At 64.3% G+C, this 19,868-nt stretch carries 22 protein-coding genes and 1 pseudogene; 8 read left to right on the top strand and 15 right to left on the bottom strand.

The features are described 5' to 3' along the window. Positions 1–68: 68 nt before the first annotated feature. Complete coding sequence (locus GA830_RS19410) at positions 69–1,136, bottom strand: HPP family protein (RefSeq protein ID WP_195165253.1); 1,068 nt, start codon at positions 1,134–1,136, stop codon at positions 69–71. A 626-nt stretch (positions 1,137–1,762) separates the two neighbouring features. Here GA830_RS19410 and GA830_RS20235 point away from each other — a divergent pair. Both GA830_RS20235 and GA830_RS20230 read left to right on the top strand, forming a co-directional pair. Next, positions 1,763–2,092, top strand: a complete 330-nt coding sequence (locus tag GA830_RS20235) for an autoinducer binding domain-containing protein (RefSeq protein ID WP_258045744.1) — start codon at positions 1,763–1,765, stop codon at positions 2,090–2,092. Further along, the gene (locus GA830_RS20230) at positions 2,070–2,396 is read left to right on the top strand and encodes a LuxR C-terminal-related transcriptional regulator (RefSeq protein WP_258045743.1); all 327 of its coding nucleotides are present in this window, start codon (positions 2,070–2,072) and stop codon (positions 2,394–2,396) included. Before GA830_RS20235 ends, GA830_RS20230 begins: the two co-directional genes overlap by 23 nt. Positions 2,397–2,414: 18 nt before the next feature. On the opposite strand, the gene GA830_RS19400 is transcribed toward GA830_RS20230, so the two are convergent. From GA830_RS19400 to traA, 5 genes are all read right to left on the bottom strand, one after another. Continuing rightward, complete coding sequence (locus GA830_RS19400) at positions 2,415–2,741, bottom strand: transcriptional repressor TraM (RefSeq protein ID WP_195165252.1); 327 nt, start codon at positions 2,739–2,741, stop codon at positions 2,415–2,417. A gap of 307 nt (positions 2,742–3,048) precedes the next feature. Further along, positions 3,049–3,681, bottom strand: coding sequence for a TraH family protein (locus tag GA830_RS19395; protein WP_195165251.1), 633 nt, complete (start codon positions 3,679–3,681; stop codon positions 3,049–3,051). Between the two features lie 14 nt (positions 3,682–3,695). Continuing rightward, positions 3,696–4,931 (bottom strand): conjugal transfer protein TraB, encoded by a 1,236-nt coding sequence (locus GA830_RS19390; protein ID WP_195165250.1) that lies wholly within the window; start codon positions 4,929–4,931, stop codon positions 3,696–3,698. Next, positions 4,852–5,382 carry a conjugative transfer signal peptidase TraF gene (gene traF, locus GA830_RS19385; protein ID WP_195165249.1) on the bottom strand — a complete coding sequence of 177 codons (531 nt, stop codon included), beginning with the start codon at positions 5,380–5,382 and terminating at the stop codon, positions 4,852–4,854. The genes GA830_RS19390 and traF overlap by 80 nt, the downstream gene beginning before the upstream one ends. Beyond that, positions 5,379–8,681 (bottom strand): Ti-type conjugative transfer relaxase TraA, encoded by a 3,303-nt coding sequence (gene traA / locus GA830_RS19380; protein WP_195165248.1) that lies wholly within the window; start codon positions 8,679–8,681, stop codon positions 5,379–5,381. The genes traF and traA overlap by 4 nt, the downstream gene beginning before the upstream one ends. A gap of 252 nt (positions 8,682–8,933) precedes the next feature. Here traA and traC point away from each other — a divergent pair, with 252 nt between their 5' ends. The 5 genes and pseudogenes from traC (at position 8,934) to GA830_RS19355 (ending at position 12,566) form a co-directional block, all read left to right on the top strand. Continuing rightward, positions 8,934–9,230, top strand: coding sequence for a conjugal transfer protein TraC (gene traC, locus GA830_RS19375; protein ID WP_195165247.1), 297 nt, complete (start codon positions 8,934–8,936; stop codon positions 9,228–9,230). A 4-nt stretch (positions 9,231–9,234) separates the two neighbouring features. Next, positions 9,235–9,450, top strand: coding sequence for a type IV conjugative transfer system coupling protein TraD (traD, locus tag GA830_RS19370; RefSeq protein ID WP_195165246.1), 216 nt, complete (start codon positions 9,235–9,237; stop codon positions 9,448–9,450). Then, positions 9,437–11,362 carry a Ti-type conjugative transfer system protein TraG gene (gene traG / locus GA830_RS19365; RefSeq protein ID WP_195165245.1) on the top strand — a complete coding sequence of 642 codons (1,926 nt, stop codon included), beginning with the start codon at positions 9,437–9,439 and terminating at the stop codon, positions 11,360–11,362. The genes traD and traG overlap by 14 nt, the downstream gene beginning before the upstream one ends. Before the next feature lie 489 nt (positions 11,363–11,851). Further along, positions 11,852–12,236, top strand: a pseudogene (locus GA830_RS19360) (thermonuclease family protein). Between the two features lie 84 nt (positions 12,237–12,320). Further along, positions 12,321–12,566 carry a WGR domain-containing protein gene (locus GA830_RS19355; RefSeq protein WP_195165244.1) on the top strand — a complete coding sequence of 82 codons (246 nt, stop codon included), beginning with the start codon at positions 12,321–12,323 and terminating at the stop codon, positions 12,564–12,566. Positions 12,567–12,885: 319 nt separating this feature from the next. On the opposite strand, the gene GA830_RS19350 is transcribed toward GA830_RS19355, so the two are convergent. The 7 genes from GA830_RS19350 to GA830_RS19320 all read right to left on the bottom strand — a co-directional run bounded on the left by GA830_RS19350 (position 12,886) and on the right by GA830_RS19320 (position 17,581). Further along, positions 12,886–13,077: a hypothetical protein gene (locus GA830_RS19350; RefSeq protein WP_195165243.1), complete on the bottom strand. Its 192-nt coding sequence runs from the start codon at positions 13,075–13,077 to the stop codon at positions 12,886–12,888. Positions 13,078–13,157: 80 nt separating this feature from the next. Next, entirely contained in the window at positions 13,158–13,472 is a 315-nt protein-coding gene (locus GA830_RS19345) for a DUF736 domain-containing protein (RefSeq protein WP_195165242.1), read from the bottom strand. A gap of 609 nt (positions 13,473–14,081) precedes the next feature. Continuing rightward, positions 14,082–14,270 (bottom strand): hypothetical protein, encoded by a 189-nt coding sequence (locus GA830_RS19340; protein ID WP_195165291.1) that lies wholly within the window; start codon positions 14,268–14,270, stop codon positions 14,082–14,084. Further along, entirely contained in the window at positions 14,270–15,196 is a 927-nt protein-coding gene (locus GA830_RS19335) for an ArdC family protein (protein ID WP_195165241.1), read from the bottom strand. The genes GA830_RS19340 and GA830_RS19335 overlap by 1 nt, the downstream gene beginning before the upstream one ends. A gap of 352 nt (positions 15,197–15,548) precedes the next feature. Beyond that, positions 15,549–16,133 carry a hypothetical protein gene (locus tag GA830_RS19330; protein WP_195165240.1) on the bottom strand — a complete coding sequence of 195 codons (585 nt, stop codon included), beginning with the start codon at positions 16,131–16,133 and terminating at the stop codon, positions 15,549–15,551. A 699-nt stretch (positions 16,134–16,832) separates the two neighbouring features. Continuing rightward, positions 16,833–17,138 (bottom strand): DUF7673 family protein, encoded by a 306-nt coding sequence (locus GA830_RS19325; RefSeq protein WP_308460486.1) that lies wholly within the window; start codon positions 17,136–17,138, stop codon positions 16,833–16,835. 14 nt (positions 17,139–17,152) lie between these two features. Beyond that, positions 17,153–17,581 (bottom strand): hypothetical protein, encoded by a 429-nt coding sequence (locus GA830_RS19320; RefSeq protein WP_195165239.1) that lies wholly within the window; start codon positions 17,579–17,581, stop codon positions 17,153–17,155. A 243-nt stretch (positions 17,582–17,824) separates the two neighbouring features. Here GA830_RS19320 and GA830_RS19315 point away from each other — a divergent pair, with 243 nt between their 5' ends. Further along, on the top strand, positions 17,825–18,130 hold the full coding sequence (locus GA830_RS19315; RefSeq protein WP_195165238.1) for an alkylphosphonate utilization protein: 306 nt from the start codon (positions 17,825–17,827) through the stop codon (positions 18,128–18,130). 356 nt (positions 18,131–18,486) lie between these two features. Here GA830_RS19315 and GA830_RS19310 read toward each other — a convergent pair whose 3' ends face one another. Together GA830_RS19310 and GA830_RS19305 are read right to left on the bottom strand one after the other, a co-directional pair. Then, the gene (locus tag GA830_RS19310; RefSeq protein WP_195165237.1) at positions 18,487–19,383 is read right to left on the bottom strand and encodes a DUF7007 domain-containing protein; all 897 of its coding nucleotides are present in this window, start codon (positions 19,381–19,383) and stop codon (positions 18,487–18,489) included. Continuing rightward, complete coding sequence (locus GA830_RS19305; protein WP_195165236.1) at positions 19,380–19,856, bottom strand: hypothetical protein; 477 nt, start codon at positions 19,854–19,856, stop codon at positions 19,380–19,382. Before GA830_RS19305 ends, GA830_RS19310 begins: the two co-directional genes overlap by 4 nt. Between the last annotated feature and the right edge of the window lie 12 nt (positions 19,857–19,868).

The raw sequence follows: 19,868 nt of genomic DNA, 5'->3' as shown, positions 1-19,868 counted from the left end.
CATCGAGAGAGAGCGGATTCTCAATTAGATGCCAAGGTGCCCGCTTCACCCAGCGCGGCTCCTGACCTTCATCGCGCCGTGGCCACCGCCAGGCGCGCCGTGGCAGCGAGCAGGTCCGTCTGCGTAATCAGCCCCTCGATTCGCCCCGCGTCGTCCACCAGGATGACGGCATGCGTGCGCCCATCGGTCAGGGCCGGCAGCAGGCTCATGGCGGGCGCCGATGCGCTCGGCGTCGCCGCACGCGACAGCACATCGCCGACCCGTCCGCGCGCGTCGGCGAGTTCGCGCAACCCGACCGTGCCGGCCAGCCGGCCAGCGGCGTCGATCACCGGCAGGCTGCGGATATTGTGTTCGAGCAGCAGCGCGCGGGCGACGTCCACGTCCGCATCGACATCTACCTGCACGACATCGCGCGACATGATATCGCGGCACAAAAGCGTCCCGCTGTTTCGCGCCAGCGCCTGATACTCGACCTGCCGGAAAAGCCGCTGCAGATCGGCGCGGTCAATGTCGAACGTCTCGTGCAGCGCTTCGAGTGCCGCGTCGATATCCCCAGGCTGGAAGCCCGAGCGCAACTGCGTCGGCGGATCGGCCGTTCCGTGGGTGCTCGCGGCGGGCACCGCGACATGCGGATAGTTTCGCCTGGCCAGCCTGTGGAACACGATGCCGACGCCCACCAGTAGGATGGAGTTCAGCGCCACCGGCACGAAGGCAAACAGCCAGCCGGCATGTTCGACGACCGGCCCGCCGAGCGCTGCGGTCAGCGCGGCCGCGCCGCCCGGCGGGTGCAGGCTGCGCGTCAGCGACATGATGGCGATGGAGAGCGCGACCGCCAGCCCGATGGCGAGCGTCGGGTCGCCCACGACATGGGCGACAGCCATCCCGACCAGCGCCGAGATCGTGTTGCCGCCAATGATCGGCCAGGGCTGCGCCAGGGGGCTTGCCGGCACTGCGAACAGGAGCACGGCGGACGCCCCGATGGGCGCGACGATCAGCGGGTGCAGCCGGTCCACGCCCAGCGCCAGGCCGCACACGGCGCCGGCGAGCGCAATGCCGACAAAGGCACCGAAGCAGGCGAGAACCCGCTCGCGCAGTGTCGCGCCGGCCAGGATGGGAGAAAATAAACGAAACGCCATGGCTCGCTCTCTGCCCTGATGCGGCCACCAACTCAAGGGGAAGAACGCGCCCCCCTGAGGCGAGCTGCCGATCTCGCTTCAACGGACGTCTCAGCCGGTTCCATTCCGATGTTTCGAATCCCACTCGTGCCTGAGACTTCGAAGGCTCTGGCATGAAGAGAACTAGAGGCGCTGGATGCCGCGCTCGCTGGGACTTCTTCGATGCCTGACCAACCACGCGTTGCCATCGAACACCCACGCCATCCTGGCATTTGCCGTGGCGCCTCAAAAGATCGACATTTACTACTGCTGCCCCAAAAGCTGGGGAAAGGGCTGAACCTCTATCCGGCCGACCCGACTGAACTGGCATCAGTTGAATGTTAGGTACGGCAGCTGTTACGCGAGGTCGAGGTGCGTACTCGAGTTCAGGCGCAGGACCTGGAGATTTTCAGAATGAGCCGATCCGCAGCATGCCATCGTTCGCCATGAACCCGGATTGCGGTTGATCAGGACGATTCACTCCTTCATAAACATCTCATCGAAATCATGATCCGAGGGATAGAAACCGAAGGCGTAGGGAGGCCTGACAATTGAGAGTATCGTTCCACGAGCTAACTGACATCTCCTCCATTGCAAGAACTGATGAGATGTTGAAGGAAGCGCTCGCCGAACTCGTGCGAGGACTCGGTTTCGATTGCTACGCATATGTCAATCTACAGCCCGTCAGAACGTACGCCGTGTCAAACTATCCGTCAGAATGGCAGGCTCGATACCTGCTTCAGAAATACACCAAGGTTGATCCCGTCGTCTCTATGGCCAGAGCGAGGATGCAGGCGTTCGCCTGGGCGGCCGAGCACGCTCATAAGTCAGCGGACAAGCGCGTTCGGCGCTTCTTTCATGAAGCGGGGGATTTCGGCATCAAGTCGGGAGTGATCGGCATTTGGGCATATGTCTATGCTGACGCTAGCATCGAATAAGCCAGCCCTGTCGCTTGAAAGGGATATCGACCAGATCGCCGCCGTCACCGCCGTTTCGCTGCTTCATGCTAAGCTCGAACAGCAGGACATCGAACCAACCGCAAGCTTTCATGTCGAACTAAAGGCCCGGCAGGCACTCTGCCTGAAGTGGGCGGCGGAGGGAAAGACGATGAGGGACATCGCCGCGATCGAGAACATCTCCTTTGCAACCGTGAACTTTCATCTGAACAACGCACGCAAAGCGCTCGACGTCGGGACTCTGGCTCACGCAACCGCGTTGGCGACAAAACTCAAGCTGATCTGACCGGATTGGTAGCGAACCTCAGTCCCCTCGGAAGGAAGGAATATAGCCAAGAACGTCGAGCAAGGTCGACAACACAGTCTGCTGGCCGTGCATATCGATCATGGACGTAACATAGGCGATACGGGCGGCTCCTACTGTTTTGCCAGATGGATCGCCAGCCTCTATCGCGTGCCATTCGTTCTGACGTGCTTCTGCCTGGTCACGAAGGCGCCGGTGAGCCTTGATCGCCTGGATTGTGATCTGTTCGAGATCTGCTTTAGGGAGATGCTCTGTCAGGCCGACGACCGCCCTCAAGACAAGTTTATTCTCTGGCTGCACAAGGCCATTATTATTATCTGACATCATTATCTCTACAAGAAGGCGTCTGCGGTACGCCCCCGCCGACAGACATCCTTTGAACCCAAGCCGGGGGTTAGAAAACCGTGTCTACACGGTCCCCGTGACCTTTAATACCGAGGTACCTGGACATACGTCACAGGCCCCCGGCCGAAAGGTCAGAGGATCTGGTGCCGTCACGGCCGGCACCAACCGGTAGACAAGGGGTTTCTAAGCCCCGGGACAGCGCGTACTGCCCTGATGATTCTTGTAGAGAAAAGTTGGGCGAGTTTCCACCCGCTTCGAGTGAAAGGCGTCCCGGAGACTAGGGGGACGACTAGGGGGAGCGGCCGCCAATGCCGGAAAGATCGATTCGGATCGCCGCCTTGTTTGGGTCGCCGGGCAGGGTGTCGCGCTGCACGGAAACGCCGCCTGCTAACGCCCCTTCGGAGGCATACTCTTCCGATGACCCGGGCTCTTTCGATAGTTCGGGCGGCGCCTGCTTCGGCTCGGCAAGACTCATCTCGCCGGGATCCGGTTCGCTGAACACGGCCCTACCTTCGAAGTATCCCGTCTTCCAGGCGTAGATGGAATCGTCCAACGCCTCGTCCACCGCGCTGCCGTACCATTTCGTGACGATGCGATAGACCTTGCCAAACAGCGTCGTACCGATGCGTATGTTGGCGCAGGCGTCGAGAAGCTCGGGCTTTAGTTCCGAGACGTCGGCGACGCCTAGCCCGGCCGGATATTGCGTGACGCCGACCCGCACGACTGCCTTGCCGACATGCTGGCGAATGAGCGCCAATGCCTCTTCCGGAGTGCGCGGCTTCGGCACGAGCACGACACGATCGCCAGCGCCGACGGTCACTGTTAGCGGATCGCTGGAGCCGGCCTCCGCGATGAACTTCTCGACAATCGCGGGCTTCAGGCCGGGGTCGGCGCATTGCTGGATGAGGGCGGCGTCGATCATGGAAAGCTCCCTGTTCAAAGGTTGAAGGCGGTCACGAGCGGAACGCCGAACAGCCGGGCCCAGGCCATGACGCTGGCTTTCTGGATGCCAACGATGGAGGTGCCGGTTGTCCACCAGCCATTGCCCGTGGCGACGATGACCTCGGGCGCGTGCAGCATCGACTGAAGGACCGGCCAAAGGATCAACTGCTCATAGCAGATCAGCGGCGCGATCCGCCGGCCGCCGAGCTCGACGATCGGATTAGCGAAGAAATGCGCCCGCGCGCCCCCGCCCTGCCCCGACCATGCCAGCCATGGCTGCCACATTGAGACGGGGACCGGCATGCGCTCCCGATAGAGAATATCGGCGCGCACGGCGGAGATGGCGAGCATGACATTGTCATAGCCTCGCGCGTCGACGATCACTGAGCCGGCGATCACGGTGATGTCGACGCCGCGCAACTCGTCGCGCCAGAACCGCTCGACGGTCGGCGTCCAGAAGCCCAGAGCGCTTTCGGGCAGCACGACGATACTGGCGCCCTCGCCGGCCGACCGCCGCACCGTGGCGATCAGGTCATGGTGTTGTTCCAGCCTGACATTGCGGCCGAGGCTTTGGCCGAGTTCCAGATCGACGCCTTTCCACCCTTTCGGTGGGGATGGATCTGTCCACGATGCGACGGACCAGAGCCATACCCCTCCTACGACAATCGCCGCAGCCGGCCAGACTCTCGTCGTCATGGTGACAAGGCCGGCTGCGGTGGCCGCCAGGCCAAACCACCCCCATCCGGGGAGCAGCGCGCCGGCGGCCGTCAGCGGATGCGCCCAGCCGACGATCCCGAACGGCGGCACCGCCATCAGGAGCGCAGCCAGACCATACCGCGCCGCCCTCTTCCCTCCCGGCCGGCTCGTCCACAGAGCCGTATGCACGGCGACGAAGCCCAGTGACGCGGTAAACCAGAGCAGAAGACCCGGCCAGAGATCGGAGGCATAGTAATTGGCGACGCCCTGCGGCAGTCCGCGCGAGGCTGCGAGGAAATAACCTCCCGATACCAGGGCTGCGACGATCCGGGACGGCGATAGCGCCCATAGTGTCGGGAATGCGAAGGCGAACGGCAGGGTCAGCGGATCGCCGCTCCAGGCAACAGCGCCAACCAGCGAGGCGGCCGCCGTCAGGATGACAGCACGCACAGTGTCAGGGATCGAAGGTGAGGACCGGGCGGGCGCGGCCGAGAAGACCGGCGCTGGGGATCGGCCCGAAGTATCGTGAGTCATAAGAGCCTGCAAAATCAGAGTGAAGAAAGAGGTGTGCCGGCGGCACGATGCCCCCGGCGAATGGAGCTAGCGTCCTGCCCTGGGCGTCGGCGGCATGCAGCTGCGAATGCGCGAGCGGGCGCCGGTCGATCGAGACGTTGGCGCCAACCTCGACGTGCTGTCCCTCGATCGCCGTGATGGTCTTGATGAGCGGGCTGAACCAGCCAGGGCAGAGACCGCGATGGAGATATCCACGTTCTCGGCCGAGCCGGAATGCCGGCGTGTCTGGTGGGCAGATGAAGACGAGATCTCCGAGAGCAGCCGGGCCATCCATCGGGCCGATGCTCCAGAGCCCGAGCGGGTAGCTGGGCGTCAGATTGAGCCGGAGACCGCCAAGCCAGCTTATGCCGGCCAGTGCTGCGATGCCCGCGCCCGCAATAGCAATCACCGCGATGGTCAGGCGGTGTCTCATTGCTTCAGCACCGGGGACTGTCGCTGTGACAGGCGAAGATTCTCGGTCCGCTTCAGCGTCTCCACCGTGCGCTCATGCGCGGCGAGTTGCTGTGCCGCTCGCATGTTCGGCCAGGCCTCCGCGAGCTTCTGACGCTCTCCTGGCGCCAGACCTTCCGCCGCCCTATCGAACAGCTTGCCGGACGGCTCGCGCGCGGCGTTGGTGAGCAGCGTCCTCTCGCCGAGCCGCTCGGTTATGGCCTTGTTGAAGCCGTCGATTTCGGCCTTTGCCATCCTGTCGGCAAGGGCGTAGCCGAGAGCTGCCGGCAGGTCGTTGCGGTCGATCGCGTCGCGCACGCGCTCGAGAACACAATGGGCGGCGGGCGACAGCGCGGGGATGTCGATCGAGACGCGACGCCGGAGCACCTGCTCGTCGGTTGCGATCTTCTGAACCGCCCCTTCGCGAAGTCGTAGATAGCGCTCGATGTCGCGCTTCAGCGCCGGCGCGTTGACCTCGGCAATGCGCCGGTCCTCGCGGTCGGATTTGCGTGCGAGAAGGCCGTCCTTGCCCTTGAGTGGACCGATCGTTGCTGGCTCATTGACCAGGCGCTCCAGCGTCGTCCTGGCCGTCGACGGATCGGTGAGGACCGCATCGAACTTCATCGCGCGGAAGGCCGTCTCGGGATCGGCGAAGACGAAGCGGAAGCGCGTCGAAACCTCCTCCCACTGCTTCTTCACGACCGGATCGGCAAGCAGCTTTTCCTCGACCGTGTCCTGGACCGATTTCGGGAACAGGGTCACGCCCTTCACCATCGGCGCGGCCTCCTTCAGCGTTTGAGTTGGACGTGTATCGAGAAGGCCAAGGCGTTCGCTCAAGGTCCGAAGGCGCAGCGCCAGATCGGCGAGGCGCTGCTTCTGCCGCAGCGTCCAGTCGACTCGGTCGCGCACAAGCGTGCGGGCGACACGAACCACATGCAGGCCGCGGTTTTCGGCGAAGCGAAGCGCCTGGCGGTAAAGCGTGCCGCGCTCGTAATCGAGCGTCGTTTCCTTGGCATTGCGCTTCGACAGGATCTTGATGAGGCCGCCATGGAACCCGAACGAGCGGCGGCCGTAATAGAGGGCCATGTCCTCGCGGTGACGGGTCATGGCGACATAGGTCAGGTGACGATCCAGCGACAGGGAAGCCAGCACCTTCACCCGGTCGACGGTCGCACCCTGGCTTTTGTGGATCGTCGTCGCGTAGCCATGATCTACGTTGCGGTAGAAACGCTGATCGACCGAAACGCGATGACGCTGATCACCCTCTCCGACCTCGGCGACGATCCGGTCCGCAGCGGCTTCGACCACTCGGCCGATCATGCCGTTCTTCACGCCGAGCGCGCTGTCGTTCTTCAGGAAGACGATCTGGTCGCCGGTGTCGAAGCGCCGTACGCCGTCCTCGGTGTGGAAGACATGGCCCTCCCTGACGAGGCCGCGTTCGACCAATTTCTCGCGCGCCATGACGTTCAGCATGCGCACGTCGCGGCGCAAATGGGCGAGGATCAGCGTGGTCTTCACCGCATCGTAATCGCGGTTCCAGTCGTCGATCAGATTGGCGACCGCCTCGGCCTTCAATTCCGATCCGAGCACCCTGCCCTGTTTGCGGTAGGCGGAGACGGCCTGGTCGACGCGACCGCGCGCCAGGTCGAGCGAGGCAACCCGCATCCACTCCTCACGCTGGCGGTAGATCGTTTCGAGTTCAGCATAACCGGTGCGCTCGACGATCGCTCTGAAGGCTGCACCAGCCTCGATCGGCTGGAGCTGTTCGGGATCGCCGACCAGGACAAGCTTGGCGCCGGTGCGCAACGCTGCCTCGACGAACAGCGCCATCTGCTTCGAGGCCACCATGCCGGCCTCGTCGAGGACGAACACGGTCTTGGCATCGAGTGCGTCCCTGCCATCTTTCCAGCGCAGCTCCCATGACGCCAGCGTGCGGCTGGCGATGCCGGCTTCCTTCTCCAGCCCCTCGGCCGCCTTGCCGGCAAGTGCTGCGCCGACCACGCGATAGCCGGCCATTTCCCACGCCTCGCGCGCGGCCTTCATCATGGTGGTCTTGCCGGCGCCGGCGCGGCCGACGACAGCAGCAATCTGCGCTGCGTCTGCCACATGCTCGATGGCGACGCGCTGCTCCCGCGACAGCTGCGCATGGCGCTCGAAGGTCGCGCGAAGCACCGTCTCCCGGACGCCATGGCTCGTGCGCTGTGAAAGCCAGATCGACTGCTTTGCCATCTCCGCCTCGACGCGGATCAGCTCGCGCGTCGTATAGCGGGCGCGCACCCGTTCCCCGGTTCCGAAATCGACGCTTTCACGTTCGATGCGCAGCAGGTCCGGGCTTTGCAGGATGCGCGCCATCAGCTGCCGGAAGGTCCCGGCATCGTCGACGTAGCGGTGCAGTATCTTGGCGATGTCGCGTTCGTCGAAGACGCTCTTCTCCGAGGAGATCTTGTCCAGCACGACCTCGGGCCGTCGCAGGATTCTGCGGGCGTTTTCTTCGCGTTGCGCCTCAAACAGCTCGATCCGGTCGAGCGCCGGCGTCCATCCCTGCCGCTCGCCCTTGCGTTGGATCGCCTTGGCTCCGACGCCGATATGGGCCGTTGCGACCAGTTCGATACCGCGCTCCGCATAGGAGCGGCCGTCGACGCGCAGATCGATGCCGCCGAGTGCGAGATGCTGGTTCTGAAGGTCGAGCCAGCCGTTGCGTTGTTCGAGAAACTCCTTCTTCTCTCCGGCCCAGAGGCGATACTGGATCTTGCCGGTTTTCGTGCGGAGCGGCTGACCGTCCTCGCCAAGCACGGCGATCTTCTTGGTGCCGAACCCGGTCTCCGTGAGCGGGCGCAGCGTCGTCATCAGATGAACATGCGGATTGCCCGGATCGTCGTGATAGACCCAGTCGGCGACCTGGCCGCGCGAAAGCACCTGCTCGAACACGAATTGGCGCATCAGCGCGATGTTCTGTTCCTTCGTCAGCTCCACCGGCAGCGCGATGATGAATTCCTTCGCGAACTGCGCATCCTCGCGCTTCTCGAAGGCCTCGACCCTGTTCCAGAAGGCTTCTGCCGCACCGGACACCGAGCGGTCGGCGAGCAGCTTGCATACCCAGTCCGGCGCGTCGGGCGGCGCCAAGAATTCTTCATGGGCGAGATTGCGCTTGTTGGAATAGTCGACGGTGCGGGCTTCCATCTCGTAGATCATTTTCGCGCAGTGACGATACGCGGCCGACAGCACGGCGCTGCGGCCATTGCCGCGTCCGATGAGCTGGGGCGTGAAATGTGTGATGGCCACGGCGAAGAGGGCTCCCGGCGAGAAACGAACAGCGTGTTCGTCGGGACTGGAGCCGCCCCCAGCGGGGTCGGAAGCAGAACGTCGCGTCAGCGACGTATTACTGCGCCCTTGGATCCATTCCTTCGGAACGGCGGGATGATCTCAGGCGGCGTCGGCTCTGCCGACTAGCTTTTTTACTAGTCGCCCCTAGCGCGCATCCGGAGGATTCTGGACGAACTCCAGAAACGACCAGATGCAAAAGGCCCAACCGGAATGAAGAGACCATCGTCGAAGATCAGGGAAGAGATCACGAAACTCCAGGACCAGCTCAGGCAGGCCGAGACGCGCGAAGCCGAGCGGATCGGACGCATCGCCCTGAAGGCAGGTCTCGGGGAGATCGAGATCGAGGAAACGGTGCTGCTGGCGGCGTTCGAGGAACTCTCCGCGCGGTTTCGCGATCGCGACGAAAAGGCATCCGGAAAGAGAGGGAACGCCGGCAGAAAGGGCGAGGCGGCCGGGGCCGCGGTGGTCGGGGTTGGCGCGGCTGCGAGCGGCAATAGCGAGGTTTGAGCGCATGCGCCGGTCGACATCCTCCGAGGCCAGAAAGAAAGATACGCGTGAGAAGATCGAGCTCGGCGGCCTGATCGTGAAGGCGGGCCTTCGCTACGAAAAACGCGCGCTGCTGCTCGGCCTGCTGATCGACGCCGGCTCGCGCTTTCGGGTTGATGAACCGGAGCGCGCCCGGCTGTCGGCGATCGGCACGGATGCCTTCGGCAATGACAGCAAATAGGATCCTGCTCGCCGGTTCAGCCGCCACGCTGATGCTCGGCGCCTGCATCGGCATTTCAGGTATCGAGACGTGGCTTGTTACGTTCGGAACTTCGGATGCGGCGCGTCTGATGCTCGGCCGGACCGGCATCGCCCTGCCATATATAGCGGCGGCGGTCATCGGCGTAATCTTCCTCTTCGCCTCGGCAGGCGCGAACGCCATCCGTGCCGCAGGATGGGGCGTTGCTTGCGGCGCGGCCAGCGTGATCGCGATAGCGGTCGCGCGCGAGGCGGTGCGGCTGTCGGCGCTGGCCGATTGCGTGCCGGCCGGCAAAGCGATCCTCTCCTATGTCGATCCGGCGACGATGGTCGGGGCGACGGTCGCGATGATTTGTGGCGGCTTCGCTCTGCGCGTTACGATGCACGGAAACGCAGCTTTCGCGTTGGCTGCGCCTCGCCGTATCCGCGGAAAGCGCGCCGTGCATGGCGAGGCCGACTGGATGTCCATGCCGGCTGCGGCGCGGTTGTTTCCAGACAGCGGCGGGATCGTCATCGGTGAACGCTATCGCGTCGATCGCGACAGCGTTGCGGCGCAATCATTCCGCGCCGACGCGCGAGAAACATGGGGGGCCGGCGGGCGATCTCCCCTCCTCTGCTTCGACGGCTCGTTCGGCTCGTCGCACGGCGTCGTCTTCGCAGGCTCGGGTGGCTTCAAGACTACTTCCGTCACCGTGCCGACGGCGCTCAAATGGGGTGGTAGCCTCGTCGTCCTCGATCCGTCGAGCGAGGTCGCCCCGATGGTCATCGATCATCGAAAGCGCGCGGGCCGCAATGTCTTCCTGCTCGATCCGGGGAACGCGGCGATCGGCTTCAACGCGCTCGACTGGATCGGCCGCTTCGGCAGCACAAAGGAAGAGGACATCGTCGCGGTCGCGACATGGATCATCACAGACAATCCGCGCCAAGCGTCAGCGCGCGACGACTTCTTCCGCGCCTCGGCGCTTCAGCTTCTGACAGTGCTAATCGCCGACGTCTGCCTATCGGGTCATACGGAAGAAAAGGACCAGACGCTCCGGCGGGTGCGGTCGAACTTGTCCGAGCCGGAACCGAAGCTGCGGGAGCGTCTGACGGCAATCCACGACCAGTCGGAATCCGCATTCGTGAAGGAGAATGTCGCGCCGTTCATCGCCATGACCCCCGAAACATTCAGCGGCGTTTACGCCAATGCCGTCAAGGAGACCCACTGGCTCTCCTATTCGAACTATGCTGCATTGGTCTCAGGATCGAGCTTCACAACGGACGAACTCGCGGCCGGCGAGACCGATGTCTTCATCGCGCTCGACCTGAAGGTGCTGGAGACCCATCCGGGTCTCGCCCGAGTCATCATCGGCGCGCTGATGAACGCGATCTATAATCGCAACGGCGAGGTGAAAGGCCGCACGCTGTTCCTGCTGGACGAAGTTGCGCGGCTGGGCTTCCTGCGCGTCCTCGAAACCGCACGCGACGCCGGGCGCAAGTACGGCATCACCATGACGCTGCTCTACCAGTCGATCGGGCAGATGCGCGAAGCCTATGGCGGCCGTGACGCCACCTCGAAATGGTTCGAGAGCGCGTCATGGGTCTCCTTCGCCGCAATCAACGATCCGGAGACGGCGGACTACATCTCGAAGCGTTGCGGCGACACGACGGTCGAGGTCGACCAGACCAGCCGCTCGTCACAAATGTCGGGCTCGTCCCGCACACGCTCCAAGCAGCTCACGCGCCGACCGCTGATTTTGTCGCATGAGGTGATGCAGATGCGGGCCGACGAGCAGATTGTCTTCACCGCCGGCAACCCACCGCTACGCTGCGGCCGCGCCATCTGGTTCCGGCGTGCTGACATGAAGGCCTGCGTCGGCGAGAACCGCTTCCACCGGAAGGAGACCGAGGCGTGATTGTCACCTGGCGTCCAGCCGGCTGGGTGAGCGAGGGGCACCCCTCGTGATAAGGCGGCCGGGCGATCCGGAGGGTCTCATCCCGCGAGAGGATCGCCACCGGCAGGCGGAGACCGCTTGCGGGCTCCGTGAGCGAAGCGAATAGAGCCGTCCGCCGCAGGCGGCTCGCCCAAACCCTCCTGCTCTATGCAGGGCCGGAGCGTGTCCGATCGGTGGCATTTGAATGATCCCGGCAAACAGGACTCAAGCATGAGGGCGTAGTTTCGCCATGACCGAACGGGAGACAGGGCCGGACTTGAGCAACGTCGCCAGATGCAAAAGCCGTCCGCCGAGACGCTTCAGCACAAGGTCCTCATCGTCCGGAAGTTTGAGACGAGGTGCGTCGGTGCGGCAATCGGCGCCGCTCCTGCGTTCCCTCGCAGTTGTGCCGTCATCGCCGTTGAAGCGTTGGGCGCGTTTCATCTGAAGGAGCCGGGCCGCCTCGACAGCATGCTGACGTCTTTCACGGGTCCCGTTGCAGACGCGCTGTCAGCGTCATTCTCGATCTGCGATGCCGGGGCTCAAACCAATTGCGTCGTTGACGGCGACACCTTCCGGCATCAGGGCGAAAAGATCAGGATCACCGATATCGACACGCCGGAACTCAGCCCGCCGCGCTGCGCGCGCGCGAAGCAGCTCGGCGAGGCTGCAAAGCGCCGGCTGCACGCCCTGCTCAATGCCGGCCGCTTCTCGCTCGTCGCCGACTGGCGCGACGAAGACCGGTATGGACGCAAGCCGCATCGTCACGCGCCAGGGCCGCTCGATCGGCGACATACTGGTCTCGGAAGGGCTTGCTCGACGGTGGGACGGATCACGGCATCCCTGGTGTGACTGATGCATCAAGAGCGTGAATCGGTCGGCGTTGATCGATTCACCAAAGTCGTTGGACGTCGCTTCCGGAGGAAGCGAGAATCCGTCCATGCCGAAACCCGAGCCAGGACCGCTTCATCTTCGCCGCATCGATGACTCCCGCAACATGCGACGCTTCTATATGCTGTCCGTTCAGCCAACCTTGTTCGGCGGCGCTTCCTTGATCCGCAACTGGGGCCGGATCGGCACGAATGGCCAGGCGATGATACAGACCTTCGACGACAGTGCGAAGGCGGACGAAGCATTCGGGCGGCTGGAGAGCAGCAAGCGCAGGCGCGGATACCTGGCGCCATAGCGCAGGTGAACGCCGACAATGCTCCCGCAACATGCAGTGAGTCGAGCTACAAAGAGGGCTTACGCCCCTCCTCGAATGCGAGCGCTTCATCGCGCTACCGGATGATGTCGGCCCACGTTCGGCTTCGAGCACCTCGCGCTCTTCGGCCGTGAACAGGCACGCGTGCGAGGTCGGGGCAAGGCTCGTGCATCGACCGGTGGGCCGGCGGACGGACGGACCGAAGAGCCGTAGGATCGGGCGTCAACAGAGAGGAGAACCGCGATCTCGATCAGGGATCGCGTCAGCGTGCCGGATCGAGATCTGGCGCCGACGCCGCACTCTACGCGTCGACGTCGATCCCGTGCTCCTTCAGCCGCACCGCCTCTTCGAGGTGCACGATCTCGTAGTCGTCGGACATGAAACTGTAGCCGCCGTTCCAGACGTCGCCGAGATGGGCCCAGGTTCCGTCCGTCCAGATGGCGATATCGTCGCGGTGGAGGGCTCGTGCTGCCGCGGTTCCGGTAGTGGTCATGTAAGGTCCCTTCGGTTGTGGCTGTCCACTCCCAAGAAGCTGAAGGCCCCGCCTTGCGGCGGAGCCCTCTTGCGGGAGCCTCAGTCCCGGTTGGGCCTGGACCAGATCAGCTGCAGGCCCTCCTCGCCTTCAACCTCGATCAGGGTGGCGTAGATCGGGGCGGGGAAGCTCGGGTCGTCCAGCTTGACCGAGAGGTAGTCGCGCTCCGTCTCCTTCGAGGTCTTCTGCCAGGCGGCGCCGAACTCGGTGTTGCGGCTGTCGAGGATGCGGAAGTCAGGGCCCTTTTCGGAGGTGCGCTCGGCGCGGGCGATCTTGGCCTTGACGTTGAGGTTGAGGGTCTTGATGACGCCGGTGAAGCCGTTGCTGGTGGAGGTGAAGGTGCCGATGGTAGCCATTGTCTCATTCCTTTGTTTCTCGGGCCGCGCCCATCGCGACCTCGATAGCGGTCGACAGACCGGAGGCGATCGACCCGCACCCGAAGGGCCGGAATGAAATGGAGGGCGGCCAAAATCGGCTTTCATGCCTCGCGAGGAATGGCGGCGGAGCCGGCAGGGGAAGAAAGTCGCGAAGGCCGTTGCGGGGATAAGAGCGAGACCGAGCGCAGCGAGATCGGCATTCGGTCAGACCAGCCATATCGAGGACGCAGGTGGGTGTGCCCGTCGCGAAAACGCCCGGAATGAAGACAGGCGACCGGCCACCGGCCTCGCATCCAACCGTGTGACGGCAGCGCGCCATCCAGTCCCGGCTCGCGACAGTGCCGTCAGCCGCAGAGCTCACGCACACCGGGAAATGGCCGTTCCGTGTTCAACTTCACCGGTCGAAACATGGTGCCCCTGCGCAAACCGATGCAGGCGCTAGACGCGCCACCCCATCACGTGGACTAATCCGGCTGTTCGACGCCGCCACCGCCGCACATCGTCGATGAATGCCGGGACCGCGTTGATCTGGCCCCGACCGATGTGACGGATCGCCGAGTGCTTCGCCGCAAGGCGGGGCCTTCAGCGTCAGATCCCGAACGGATCGCCAGCATCGGAACCGGTCATGAAGACGGTGATCGGCTGCGCCGCGACGATGCCGTGCGCGGCCAAAAGAACCAGCGTCGTGGATTGCACCCCGGCGCAGAGGCTCAGCACGCTAAGTCGGATCGGGGATGGCGCATCGCCATCCCCTGTTGCGATCGGAACGTATAGCATCAAGCTGCCTCGGCAACCTGGGCCGCCTGCGGCTGAAGGCCGTGCAGATAAGTCACGGCGCGCTGCGCGTCGGCGGCGGCCGATAAGATCGCCCGCTTGTCGGACTTCAGGAGGGTCAGCCACGATTCCAGGTAACTGGCATGATCGGGCCGCGGCTCCAGCTCCGGTGCGATGCCCAGATCGGCACAAAGGAAGCAGCTGCCGAGTTCAGCAACGCATTCCTCCCGCGCCCTCTCGGTGCGATCTTTTGCATAGCGGCTGAGATCGCGCCCGACCCGTCGGGAGTCCGCCGTCCAATGCACTGTTTCGTGGCTGAGCACCGCAACGTAAGAGGCGGCGTCGCGGAAACTCTCAAACGGCGGCATCTGGATGTGATCGCTCGACGGCGAGTAGAAGGCCGCCGATCCGCCATGCCGGATGACGGCCCTGGTATTGGCGAAGAAGCGGTCGGCGTGCTCGATGCGCTCGACAGGATCGGCTACCGCCTGCGGCCGAACGTGGAAACGATCGGGCAGGCCGTCGATCTGCTCGGTGTTGAAGACGGTGTAGGTCTTCAGGAACGGGATATCGCGCTCGACCTCGCCGCCACGGCCGTCGCTCTCGGTCTTGGTGAAGCGGCTGGCATAGACGACGAGGCTGCCGCTTTCGCCCTTGCGGACGTGGCCGCCAAGTTCAGCCGCCTGCTTGAACGTCATCCACACCGGCGAGGCGAAGCCGCGCGCGACCGCCTCCGACCAGAGGAGGATGACATTCATGCCCGAATAGGGTTCGCCATTGTGGCGAAGCGGCCGGGTTATGCGCCCGGCTGTGTTTGCCACGCTCCAGGGGCGCATCCAGGGCCGGACACCCTTTTCGAGATCGGCAACAATCCGATCGGTGATCCTCGCGTAGATGTCGACTCGCGGCTTCTCTTCTTTCCTGTTCATTTTCCTGAACCTCCGTTTTGGAGGCCGCGTCGATCGCGGCCCCGTCACGGGGTCCGACGGCTGGGGCTACAGGCGAGACCGCGCACCCGGAGGCACGCGACCGCAGGGCGAGAGACGACAGGCCGGAACGAAGTGGAGGACGGCGAAGCCATTGCGCTGTCCGCCGGCCCCGGCAGGACCGCCATCCGGGACGGGGCACGCTCGGCATGCCCCTGTTTCTTCTCGGCCCTTTTCATCTTCTGCGATCGCTGTTGCCTTTGACGGGACATGCGAACAGGCCGGTCCCTCGCGGGACCGGCCTGTTCTGTCGGCCGAAGATGTAATCGGCGGGGCCGGAGCCCCGCCGGGATGGCTAGCCGAGGGCCGCCATCTGGAGTTCGGCCGCCTGGCGGCCGACGGTCTCGCCGGCGTTCTCGACCGGGCGCTCGAAGGGCTTCCAGGTCTCGCCGACGATATGCTCGTAGGAGGCGACGGCGGCCTCGGCCGCCATGCGCAGCGCGTGGGCCTGGAGCGCCATGTCGGCGGCGAACTCGCGCTTTCTCTGCGCCTGGCTGTCGAACCCGACCGGCCCGTCACGATCTTCGTCTCGGGCGTCGTTGGCGAGCTTGGCCGTGGCGTCCCGCGCCTCGGACACCGACCGGCTGTAGAACTGCCCTGCGCCGTGGGCGGAGCCGACATAGGAGCCGACGATGCGCTGGAGATGGATCTGCATGGCCCGGTCGCTCAGGCCTTCGCGGAGCGAGTCGGCCGTCTCGTTGAAGAACCGCTCATGCAGGCTGCGGATGCCGTCGCTGTCGAGGACGGGAAGTCCGAAGCTCTCCGAGATGAGGGCGGTCTGGTTGCTGTCGGGGCAGGAGAGGCGAACCATTTCGATCGTGGAGCCCTTGCGCAGCTGGACGACGCGGGCGGTCTGCCGGGTGCGGGTGGTCTTGGTCATGGGAAAAATCCTTTCCTTCGGTTGCGTCCCTCGGGATCGAGCCGGCCCTTGCCGGTCCCCCTTCGGGTGCGGTCGACCCGAACCGGCGGAAGCTGGACGCTTCAGGGTCCGGGAACCGGCAGGCGAGCGAAGCCGGCTTGCGGACAAGGCGGGCCCGCCCTTCGCTGGAGCCCGCCGCGGGACGCGGGCCTGCTTTGCCGAGAATGGCGGCGCCCGGCCGCTCCGCGGCGCGCAGCGGCCTTGAAGCGGCTGGCCGCCGGTTCAGACCGCAGCAAACCCGACGGGGGGACCGGCACGGCAGTGATGTCAGGAAGAGCAGGCGATCTAGGAAGGGCTGAACAGCCCAAGCAGCTCACCTCCCGGCAGACCGCGAACGTCCAGGCACATGCGTTTCCAAATCGCGCGTTCGCCTTTCGCCGCCGACGCGGCCGATCTCATTCGGGAAGAGGGAAGGAACGGGCTCTCCACAACGGATCACCGCTGCGTGGGCGTTCCGCCAGCACTGCGCCGCGCTGCAAGACCGAATGGCGCCAGGACATGCAAGCCGAGCCAAGGCGGCTCGCTCATTGTTGGACCGTCGGCATCAACGCGCAGGTTTCTCAGATGGGCTGGCCCGCGCCTGAAATGCCGCCTTGCGATGACCGTCACAAGCGCGGATGTGATCGGGCCGGTCGGGTTCGACAGTCTGCCGCCAGGACGTCACGCCGACTCGGCGTAGCGCTCCCAGACCTCCGGCCGCCATCGGCGAATGATCGCCTCGATCTCGACGCGATACGCCTCGGGATACTCGGCCGTGGGCCGGCCCACGAGATAGGAGAAGACGGTGGCCATATCCCGGCCGATTTCGGCGTCGACGGCGAAGAGATCCGCGATGTCGAAACCGCCATGGTCGGCAGCGTTCCACCAGGCCAGGACGAAGGAGGCGACCCGACCCGACTGCCCGGTGTCCGACTGGGCGATCTTAAGCAACCGCTCAAAGGCTGTGCGCGTCGTGTTGTCCATCATGGTCTCCCCCGTCGTCAGGAGGAATGTATAGCCGAGATTTCCCGCGGCCGCACGACGCTGGCGTCTCGAAAAATTCCATCGGCCACGGCAATGGCGGCGAGCGCGCGCAGCAGCCTGGAATCAAAGTCATGTCGCGACAGGCCCATTGGCTGGGCGGGCTCCTTCAGCAAGCGCACGAGCGTGTCGAAAAGCTCGGCCTTGCGTTGCACTGTCTGGACGAACCGCCCGGAAGCAGCGAAAGGCTCGCCTTGATATGCCGTATCCCGGCCTCGCCAGATTCCGGTGACGAATGTCTGGCCGGCCGTCTCATGATCAGGAAGCTCGCATGACCAGTCATCGTCGTCGATGGCGAGTTTGCAGGCTTCGTCGACGGACGCGGCGTCATAGGCGCCCTGACGATAGACGGGAAGGTGATAGGTGGTCTCGATCGTGTGGAGTGGCATGATGCTCTCCTGTCCGTGATGGTTGTGATCGCGCGGATGTCAGGCCGCGCAGATGGTCTTGATCCCGAGCAGGCTGCGAAGCGCGGAGGAACTCCGCTATCGGCGCAACGATTGCCTCCAGGTGCCGGCACGGTCACGTCCGGCAAGTGCGGTCGAGAATAGCGCCCGCCTGCTATAGATGGCTCACGCCACACTGCCGCACGGGATCGGACAAGGCGTTCAACTCCGGCGACAGGGGCGATCATGGCCGATGAAAACGACGACTACATCTACGATGAAGTCACCGGCGAATGGCGTCCGGCCTCGGAGATGGCTGCCGCCGCGGAGACCGGGCGTGTCGTGGCGCTCGATGCCGCCGGCAATGTGCTTGCCGACGGGGATTCGGTGGTCCTGATCAAGGACCTCAAGGTGAAGGGCGCCAACCATGCCCTGAAGCAGGGAACCGTGATCAAGTCGATCCGCCTCACTGACAATCCGGACGAGGTCGATTGCCGGCATGATGCCATCAAGGGACTCGTCCTTCGCACGGAGTTCGTACGCAAGCGCTGACCGTTGCCGGCTGGCCGCAATGCCGAGCGTCGGGTTGGGCGTCGACCGTGTCCAGCCAGTTCCTTGCCTTGAATGCCTCGATGGAGGCATCCTGCCGGGCGAGCTTGCGCAATAGTGCATCGATCTCCGGCTGCCGCGCGGCGGTGATCGCAGCAAGGTTCGAACGATATCGTTCGAGGAATGCGCTCGGGTCAGGAGCCCTGCCGCGCCGATAGCCTGACTGTCGACGTCCCAGGTGCGGGATCAGAGCGGTCATGTGGCGGATGATCTGCCGATCTATCAAATCGAGCTGGCGCTGGGTCTGTCGGCGCGCCTCCTCATGCGGAAAAGTTGAGAGCGCTGTTCGGGAGCGCCCTTCATTGCGTCTTCCTTCCCTGCCAGCCGACGAAGCTCGACGGGCCGTCGAAAAGACGGTGACGAGCTTCATCGATGATGAATCCGAAGCGGCCGCCGCTCGTGCCGTAGTCTTCCGAAGGAACCAGGTAGCGGCGGGTGCCACGTTTTCCGGCGCGATCACCGCCCATCGTGGCTACGACCTCGGTGAAGCCGGGCTCATGGTCGGAGCGGATCGCCGATACGACGATCCAGTCATCGGCATGACGCTTGTAAAACTCGCGTTCGTCCTTCGTCGACGACTGGCCGGGTTCCAGCACCTTCCCGTGGATCGCTTCCCACGCCTCCGGATAACAGTTTCGGATTGTGGACTCCGCGCTGGCCCGTTCGAAATCAGAGAAGAGTTCCGGAAAGGCGTGAGCCACGGCCGCCCAATGACAGTCCTCTTCGTACCAGGCCGGCCCGGCGCGCAACAGCGGATGCACCTTCGCATTGCGCTCCGGGCTGAGATGAAATCCGCCATGGCTGGCCGTCGAGTGGAAAGCGACACCATCGGCATGAACGGTAGCGCCCTGCGACGTTCCCCATGGCGTATGTGCTCGCGACGAAATCTCACGCCGGCCGAGGGCCGCACGCTGCCGCTGATGCAGCGCGTTTTCTTCGACGCGGTCACGGAACGCTACCTCGTCGGCCAATTCGCCCGAATGGCCATAAAAGTCCGCCCGTGTCCATTCGTCGAGCGGGCGGGCAATGCGCCAGCCCGTCGCCAGATAGTGCCGACTGTCCTTCCCGGGGACCATGGCGAAAGCGTTGTCGCCGACGAGAGCAACGGGAAAACCGTCGTGGCTGTGGCCAAACAAAACTCTGGCAAATCCGGGGGAAGTGTCATCGCCCAGTGCCGTCTGGAGGATGGCGGTCATGCGGCCGCCCTCCCCTCTACCGAATCCGCCGCGACAGTATCGGCCGTTACCTCTTCAAGGACGGCATTCGGGTAGCGATGCGTGGTGAGCCAAGATTCTGCATGGGCACGGCTCTCGGCAAGATGGAGCAACTCGGCGTCCTCGCCGGGCCGATCGAGAATGCGAACAGACCCGATTGTCGGACGCTCGGTCACGACGAACTTCAGGTCGGTCGAGACCGAGAAGCTTCTGTGGACGGTCAGCACCACAACGCCGCCACCGCCGTAGTTCCCCTCGTGCAGGGTGATACTGGCCGGCAGCACGGTGTCGCCGACACGGCGCGCGGCCTGCTTGCGGATCAGCCGGCCGCCGCTGTTGCGGTTTTCCCAGGCAGCCAGCTTCTTGCGGAAGCGCTCCGGTGGACGAGGCGCCCCGTCGGAATAGGTGACGGTGGAGCCGAGCGGGGCAAGATCGTAGATGAGCTGTGCGGACATGTTTTTTTCTCC

Source organism: Mesorhizobium sp. NBSH29 (genome assembly GCF_015500055.1).
GTDB lineage: Bacteria > Pseudomonadota > Alphaproteobacteria > Rhizobiales > Rhizobiaceae > Neomesorhizobium.
The sequence above is the reverse complement of the archived record's forward strand: the minus strand, read 5'-3'. Positions and strand labels throughout refer to the sequence as shown.